Annotated in this window: 3 protein-coding genes and 4 pseudogenes; 4 read left to right on the forward strand and 3 right to left on the reverse strand. The window is 58.1% G+C overall.

The features are described 5' to 3' along the window. Together BN1800_RS38560 and BN1800_RS38565 are read right to left on the reverse strand one after the other, a co-directional pair. Window positions 1-184: pseudogene (locus BN1800_RS38560) on the reverse strand (IS6 family transposase); the annotation flags it as partial. Window positions 185-301: 117 nt separating this feature from the next. Next, window positions 302-2,356, reverse strand: coding sequence for a carbamoyltransferase family protein (locus BN1800_RS38565; RefSeq protein WP_027513857.1), 2,055 nt, complete (start codon window positions 2,354-2,356; stop codon window positions 302-304). A gap of 942 nt (window positions 2,357-3,298) precedes the next feature. Here BN1800_RS38565 and BN1800_RS38570 point away from each other — a divergent pair. Beyond that, window positions 3,299-4,139 (forward strand): annotated as a pseudogene (locus tag BN1800_RS38570) (IS481 family transposase); the annotation flags it as partial. 123 nt (window positions 4,140-4,262) lie between these two features. Here BN1800_RS38570 and BN1800_RS38575 read toward each other — a convergent pair. Then, window positions 4,263-5,219, reverse strand: a pseudogene (locus BN1800_RS38575) (IS630 family transposase). A 109-nt stretch (window positions 5,220-5,328) separates the two neighbouring features. Between BN1800_RS38575 and BN1800_RS38580 the strand changes: the two are divergent. The 3 genes and pseudogenes from BN1800_RS38580 to BN1800_RS38590 all read left to right on the forward strand — a co-directional run. After that, a complete protein-coding gene (locus tag BN1800_RS38580; RefSeq protein ID WP_087006116.1) occupies window positions 5,329-6,192 on the forward strand; it encodes a tyrosine-type recombinase/integrase in 864 nt (287 codons plus the stop codon). 4 nt (window positions 6,193-6,196) lie between these two features. Beyond that, window positions 6,197-7,384: an IS91 family transposase gene (locus BN1800_RS38585; RefSeq protein WP_087006119.1), complete on the forward strand. Its 1,188-nt coding sequence runs from the start codon at window positions 6,197-6,199 to the stop codon at window positions 7,382-7,384. Between the two features lie 174 nt (window positions 7,385-7,558). Further along, a pseudogene (locus tag BN1800_RS38590) lies at window positions 7,559-7,692 on the forward strand (IS6 family transposase); the annotation flags it as partial.

The following is a 7,692-nucleotide window of genomic DNA, read 5'->3' on the forward strand; positions in this document are numbered from 1 at the left end:
AAGCCGTTCCGAATTTGCGACCCCATCTCCGGATCGTCTCATGGGAGACGACGATACCGCGCTCCAGCAGCATCTCCTCGACCATCCTCAGGCTCAAAGGGAACCGAAAATACAGCCAGACCGCACGCGCGATAATCTGCGGTGGAAAGCGGTGGTTCTTGTAGCTTACGGCCGGACTGTTCATCCCAACCCATTATCCGACAACCGTTAAGCCGCTGACAACGTGACATCACCCGCAACACGCATCTGGAACAGGTCGTTATGAGTCTATGCCCTAACCGATTTCTGCCGATTCAGAAACTCACCGGACGGACACTTGATCCGGCGTTTTATCGCAGTTTCGGTGGACGTGAACAGCTCGTGAGGGATGCAACCGAACGAGGCGCTGCTCCCACAGTCGTTGCAGGCCCTTCATCAGACCTTCACGCTTAGCCTGATGCGGCCCAATTGCATCGAGGAGATCTCCAAGCACGGATTCACCCTCAATCCGCATCAGCAGATCAAACAAGTCATGTGAAATTCGCACACTGTCACGGTTGGAGTGGCTCGTACGGATCTCGCAGACTGTCTCCTGACGATCTACCGCTGTATAAGCGCGGACTTGATGGAGCGACATATAAGGCGGCAATGAAACCGCGAGCGCAGTCCAATCCTGCAGCGTTGCGGCCCGCTTTTTGACCAGGAACGGCCCGACCACAAGTCCATCCAGCTCTGTCGTCAAAAATGTGGCAATCGCGTCTGCAACCGAATCCACGATCGGTTCGGCATTGTTGTTAAAGGACGTATTAAGCAAAATTGGGGTGCCTGTCCGCTTCTTGAATGCATTGATGAGCTCCCAGTAAGCGGGATTGGCGTTGCGCGATACTGTTTGCAGGCGAGCCGTACCGTCGACGTGCGTAATAGCACCGAGCAAGGCGCGTTTTGAGTCACGCACGCGAACGACGAAATTCATGAATGGAAATTCGTCCCTGCCATCCGGGAGGTCGAAGAATTCGCTCGCGTCTTCTTGCAGCACAGATGGCGCGAACGGCCGATAGCCTTCGCGCTTCTTGACCATCGCATTGATCCGGTCCTTGTTTGCGGCCGGCCGAGGGTCGGCAAGAATGCTACGGTTGCCCAGCGCACGTGGCCCGAACTCCGAACGACCCTGCACCCAACCGATCACGGCGCCGTCGGCGATCCAGTCGGCTGCACTAGTTGCCACGTCATCAGAGCGTTCAACCTGGAGATGTCCGGCCCATGCATTCAGTTCCTGCTGCACGGCGCAGTCGCTGCCGAGATCAGGACCCCAATAGACCTCCTGCAGTCGCTCTCGGGGCGCGGGACGGCCCATCTCGTTAGACACCATCAGCGCAGCGCCTAAGGCACAACCGGCGTCGTGAGACGCGGGTTGCACGAAGATGTCTTCGAAAAGCCCTGAATACAGCAGCTTACCGTTCATCGTGCAGTTGTGGGCTACCCCCCCAGCCAGACACAACCGCTTCATACCGGTGGCCTCACGGTGATGCCGGAGAATGTGGAACACGATCCGCTCCAGCGTTTCCTGCAGTGATGCACTCACATCTCGATGCTGCTGGGTAAACGGCATCCCCTTTCGCCTGACCTCGATATTGCGGAGCAACGCCGGACCGATGCGGTCGAGATAAACACGGTAGCCACCGTTGGCGGAGAGGTCGTAAAAGTGCTCGAAGAGCTCGCGATAGGGCGCGGGATCGCCGTAGGGGGCGAGTCCCATCACCTTATATTCATCGAACATGCCGTAGCCGAGATAACGGATCGTCTCGAGATAAAACAGTCCAAGAGAATTGTTCTCGGGAAAAGCTTCCAGTTGCGTAATTTCTGTGCCAGCTCCTACTGCCAAGAGTCCCGATAGAAAATCACCACAGCCATCAATTGCTAGAATGAGACTCTGATCGAAGCCCGACATTGCAAAAGCGCTCACGGCGTGCGCCTGATGATGACTCACGAATGAAATACGCGAACCGTCCAACTTAGTACCGAACTCACGCGCTAACAGATCCTGCACCAACACTTTAGCATCCGGAATGGAGAGAATGTCCGGATGGGAATTGGACATCTCACCAACCATGGCGTTGACATAGGGCTCGCTAGCGTAGATCGCGAGACGATCAATGTCGCTGAGCTGAATCCCCGCCGCTGAAAGACAGTATTGAATCGAACGACTTGGGAGCTTGTTGGAGTGTTTGATCCGATTGAGGCGTTCCTCTTCTACGGCGGCTATCACCTGTCCGTCTCGAACGAGCACCGCGGCGCCATCGTGCACAGAGGTGTTCGGAAGCTCGAATCGGTTTTCATGGACTTGGTCAAGTCCGCCGCTAATCCCTAGAAAAAGCATCTGTTTCTCCACATTGTGACGGGAAAGCCAAACTGGCCTCCTCAGACTGTTTCCGTATAAGAAGGCCGTGTTGCCGCTTGCTGCTGCAAACGCCTGTTTCGGACATCATCGGCCTCAAAAGAGGCCTCATATCGGTCCGCCTGGATCCGCATGAGATGCTCGATCGTGGCGCCCGTGTTCCGTGACGCCGAGGAGATTGGGTGCATCTTCGAACGTTTCAGCGGCGGCCGACTTCCTGGCGATGTCGTTTTCATTTCCAGCGCGGCGTCAATGACTGCCGAGTGGCGTTATCGATGCGAACGGGCGGTTGTTCACGAATGATACCGCACCGTGGACTGGCCTGATGTCGCTACACCATCGCCAGGCGAGTGCTGCGCTGGTCGTCTGCTCCCCGGCCGCACCCGATGACGCGTTCTTTTGTGCAGGAACTCGCATAGGGCGTCGGACAAACCGGACATTGACAAGAAGCACGGCAATACAACATATCTGCAAATCGCGCTGATGTTGCAGGGCGACGCGTCCGGCCGGGTACCCAAGCCGCGGCCCAGACGGGACGACTACATCTGCAAAGGGCAATAAGCCCGCCACGCGCACCCGCTGGGCAGCTGGTTCGCCGGTAAGACTTCGCAGCTCAAGAACGTGGGGGTCACGACCAGCCTCGAACCGCCCCACATGGTCGGGCAGTTGCAATTCACTTTCGTCAGGGAACATGGAGGATTTTCTCCTTATCGGTGCGCGTAAGGTGCTTTTGTCCATGCAAGATTTCGTTCGATTGATGAAATCGTTTGTTTCGATCAAGCCCATCCACGTTATGAATGACTGCCGGACATGCGCTTCAAAGGGCAAAAGGCTAGCTAGATGTGAGCTTTCAGTAGGTTGTCCATCCGGCCCAGACCGGGAAAGCTGAGGTTGTCGAAGCTTCAGTGATTCTCGGAGGACCGGATGAACATCCACAAGAATGCCCGGCTGACGCCGCGCGGTCGAGAGCGAATTGTAAGGCAGGTAGAGAGCGGGCAGACGCCGGAGGCCGTGGCCAAAGCCGCAGGCGTCTGTCTGCGGACCATTCGGAAGTGGATAGACCGATATCGCCGCGAAGGATTGGCAGGATTGCATGATCGCTCCTCCCGGCCTCATCGACTGCGCCGGCCGACGCCTGCGGCGATAGTCGAAACGATCGAACGGCTGCGCCGCCAACGCTGGACGGGCAAACAGATCGCCGCTGAGGCCGGCGTCTCGCCAGCGACGGTGAGCCGTATTCTGCGCCGGTTGGGCTTGAATAAGCTGAGCGCGTTGGAGCCGGAGCCCGTGCGCCGCTATGAACGGGAGCATCCCGGCGAACTCATTCATCTTGATATCAAGAAGCTCGGCCGGATCGGCTCCGTCGGACACCGCATCACCGGACGACAAACTGGCATGGTCAACCGTCACATCGGCATTGGCTGGGAGTTCGTCCATGTCTGCATCGACGATGCCTCGCGCGGCGCTTTCGTCCAAGTTATGCCCGACCAGCGCAAGAAGAGCGCTGTCGCCTTCCTTGAGGCCGCCGTTGCTTATTACGCCAGTCTCGGCGTCAAAGTGCAGCGAGTGATGACCGACAACGGTTCCTGCTACCGGTCAAAGACTTTTCGGGCAGCCTGCAAGCGTCTCGGCCTGCGCCAGATCTTCACCAAGCCCTATACTCCCAGGACCAACGGGAAAGCCGAGCGCTTCATTCAGACAAGCTTGCGCGAATGGGCCTACGCTCGCGCCTACAACCTCAGACGAACGCACCGCCGAACTGCCGCGATGGCTTCACCGCTACAATTGGCATAGACCTCATGGCAGTATCGGCTCAAAACCACCTATCAGCCGACTCGGTCTGACCGGGAACAACCTGTTGAGGCTCCACAGCTAGAGCATCGTACGATTAATCGAACCCATAGCCTGCGGCTGTAAAATAGTTTCGACATTCATCGGTGTCGAAGAGATTGCAGATTGAACCGAGTGCGTCCGAGAGGGCGTCGAACGTTCTGGCCGCTGCGGCTCTCAGGTGGGCTTTAATCTTGGCGAAGGCCATTTCGATCGGATTCAAATCGGGCGAATAAGCCGGTAGGAAGAGGAACCACGCACCGGCCTGTTTGAGCAAGCCTGCAGCTTTGGCACTTTTGTGAACCGAGAGATTATCAAGGACGACCACGTCGCCTCGATTGAGGGTCGGAGCCAGTTGCGTTTCGACATAGGTATCAAAATGGCGCGGTTCATCGGCCGGTCGATAATCCAGGGTGCGGTCAGGCCGAAGCATCGCAAACCTGCAACGAATGTCTGTGTCCCCCAGTGGCCGAACGGCGCATCCATGGCGAGGCGATTGCCGCGTTGAGAGCGGCCGCGCAGTCTCACCATCTTCGTGTTCACCGAGGTTTCGTCCAGGAAAACAAGCCGATGCGGTTCAAGTCGCATTCTGGGTTGGCGTTTTCCAATCCAAAAATCACGGTCCCGACGCACATCAGCGCGTCCGCGTTCCGATGCCATCAGCTGTTTTTTTATATGTGAAGCCCTGCAATATCAAAAAGCGCGACAAAGACGATGGCGGCACAACAACAGCATGTTTCTCCTCAAGACGGCGGGCCAGCTCCGGCATGGTGATATCAGGCTTGGCCTCGACCTGCGCGACCAGGAAATCGCGATAGGCCGATAGCTTTCCATTGCCTGGTGGTCTGCCTTGTCGGGCGGGGGCTATGGTGCCAGTCCGCTCACGACGCTGGATCAGTTTGATCGCAGAGCTGTCGCTGACACCGAAATGGCGAGCTGCGGCGCGTCGTGACTGACCGCTGGCAACCATGGCAACGACACGCTGGCGAAGATCAACAGAATGAGATTTTCCCATGTGATTGAACTAAGCCGCTAATCGCGGCGATTTGAGGCGGGCTTTGACGAGAGCCCCCTGACTGAGAGGATGGTTGTGTTGCAACCCACCCTTCAGGCAGGAGGCCCCGATGGCTGAGATAAGCCCTCTTCGTCGCCGGATGATCGAGGACATGACGGTCCGCAATCTTTCCCCGGCAACCCAACGATCCTACATCAACGCTGTACGGAAGTTCAGCCGCTATTTCGACCGATCGCCTGATCGGCTCGATCTTGACGATATTCGTAGCTTCCAGGTTTACCTCGTCTCAACCGGGATATCCTGGGCATCGTTGAACCAGATTGTATGCGCTCTTCGGTTTTTCTATGGGATCACTCTGGGTCAGGATGATGTCCCCGAGCGGATCCCGTACGCGCGCGAGCCACGGAAGCTCCCCGTTATTCTGTCGGCGGACGAAGTGGCGCATTTTCTTGAGGCCGTCTCCAGTCTGAAGGCGCGCGTGGCGCTGACTACGGCTTATGCCGCTGGCCTCAGGGTCGGTGAGGTCTGCGGACTGAAGGTCGAGGATATCGACAGCTCCCGCATGGTGATGCATGTTCGCCATGGTAAAGGCGCCAAAGCCCGATACGTTATGCTGTCAACCGAACTACTCGGGATCCTGCGCAGCTATTGGCGTCTATCGCGCCCCACGGCTTTCCTTTTTCCAGGGCGTGATGCTGACAAGCCGATCGAACCGACAGTGTTAAACGCCGCCTGTCGGTCGGCGGTTTCGGCAACAGGCCTTTCAAAGCGCGTTACCGTGCATACGTTGCGGCATTCCTTTGCCACTCACCTGCTGGAGAATGGCACCGATATCCGGATCATCCAGGTCCTGCTCGGCCATGCCCATCTGTCGAGCACGGCACACTATACGCAGGTTTCCACCGACACGATCCGGTCGACAGCTAGCCCGCTCGATCGGTTACGGCTGGAGGTGACACCGCCGGAATCGTAATCGGTTGCGCCCTACCTTCGAAGTCGCCGACATCTTTCGACGACATGGAGGCTCCTACAGGCGAGAGAACGCCGGCCATCTTGGCCGCGGCGAACGACGCGTCATGGGCGCGATCGAAGCCTGCCGCACACCCAGGCTTGGTGGTCACGTCGATGCCTGCGATGACTGCGGCAGGACCCGCATCTCCTATAATTCCTGCCGCAATCGCCACTGCCCGAAGTGCCAGGGCGCGGCCCGCAGGGAGTGGGTTGCGGCCCGCGTCGCCGATCTCTTGCCGGTCCCATACTTTCATGTGGTCTTCACACTCCCACCTGGCATCGCCGAGATCGCCTTCCACAACAAGGCGGTCGTCTATGCGTTGCTGATGCGGATCTCGGCCGAGACGCTGCAGACGATCGCCGCCAATTCCAAATGGCTGGGCGCCGAGATCGGCGTCACCGCCGTACTTCACACCTGGGGCCAGGCGATGACCCATCATCCCCATGTCCATTGCGTCGTGCCGGGCGGCGGTCTCTCGCCCGACAGATCAAGGTGGGTCGCGTGCCGACCGGGTTTCTTTCTGCCTGTTCGCGTGCTGTCGCGTCTGTTTCGGCGGCTCTTTCTGACTGCGCTTGCTGAAGCCTTCGCTCATGGTGAACTCCGCTTCTCCAACGAACTCACCCATCTCAACGACGACGACGCGTTCACCCGCCATCTCGCGTGTGCTCGCAGAATCGAATGGGTCGTCTATGCGAAGCCACCTTTCGGCGGGCCGGACCAGGTGCTTGCCTATCTCGGTCGGTATACCCATCGTGTCGCGATCGCCAACAGCCGCATCGTCGATGTCGATGACGACCATGTTGCCTTCCGATGGAAGGATTACCGTGGCAATGGTCGCGACCGTGAGAAGATCATGCGCCTTCACCCGCACGAGTTCATCCGGCGCTTTCTCCTTCATGTGCTTCCTGACGGCTTCCACCGCATGCGCCACTTCGGCTTTCTCGCTAATCGCCATCGACGGGATCGTGTCGGTCTCTGCAGGAGCCTCCTCGGCCAGCCATCACCAACAGGCGGGCAACCCCATCCCGCCAAATCACAGCACGGGCAGTCCTACGAATGCCCCGATTGCCAGCGTCCCATGCGTAGGACAGGTGTCAACGTTGCCCCAGTTGCGCCGCTCCGACCTTCATCCTTCCGGTGCGATACATCATGATGCCCGACGATCTGCGCCAAGTGATACGCCCACAGACCCAACGCATCTCCAGCGTGCGATATCGCTTGACCTTGGCCAGGGCAAAAGACCGCCGATACCGATCTATATCGCAAATAGATCCGCGGGTGATGTCACGTTGTCAGCGGCTTAACGGTTGTCGGATAATGGGTTGGGATGAACAGTCCGGCCGTAGGCTACAAGAACCACCGCTTTCCACCGCAGATCATCGCCCGTGCGGTCTGGCTGTATTTTCGGTTCCCTTTGAGCCTGAGGATGGTCGAGGAGATGCTGCTGGAGCGCGGTATCGT

It is taken from the genome of Rhizobium sullae (assembly GCF_900169785.1).
In the GTDB taxonomy this organism is placed as follows: Bacteria; Pseudomonadota; Alphaproteobacteria; order Rhizobiales; family Rhizobiaceae; genus Rhizobium; species Rhizobium sullae.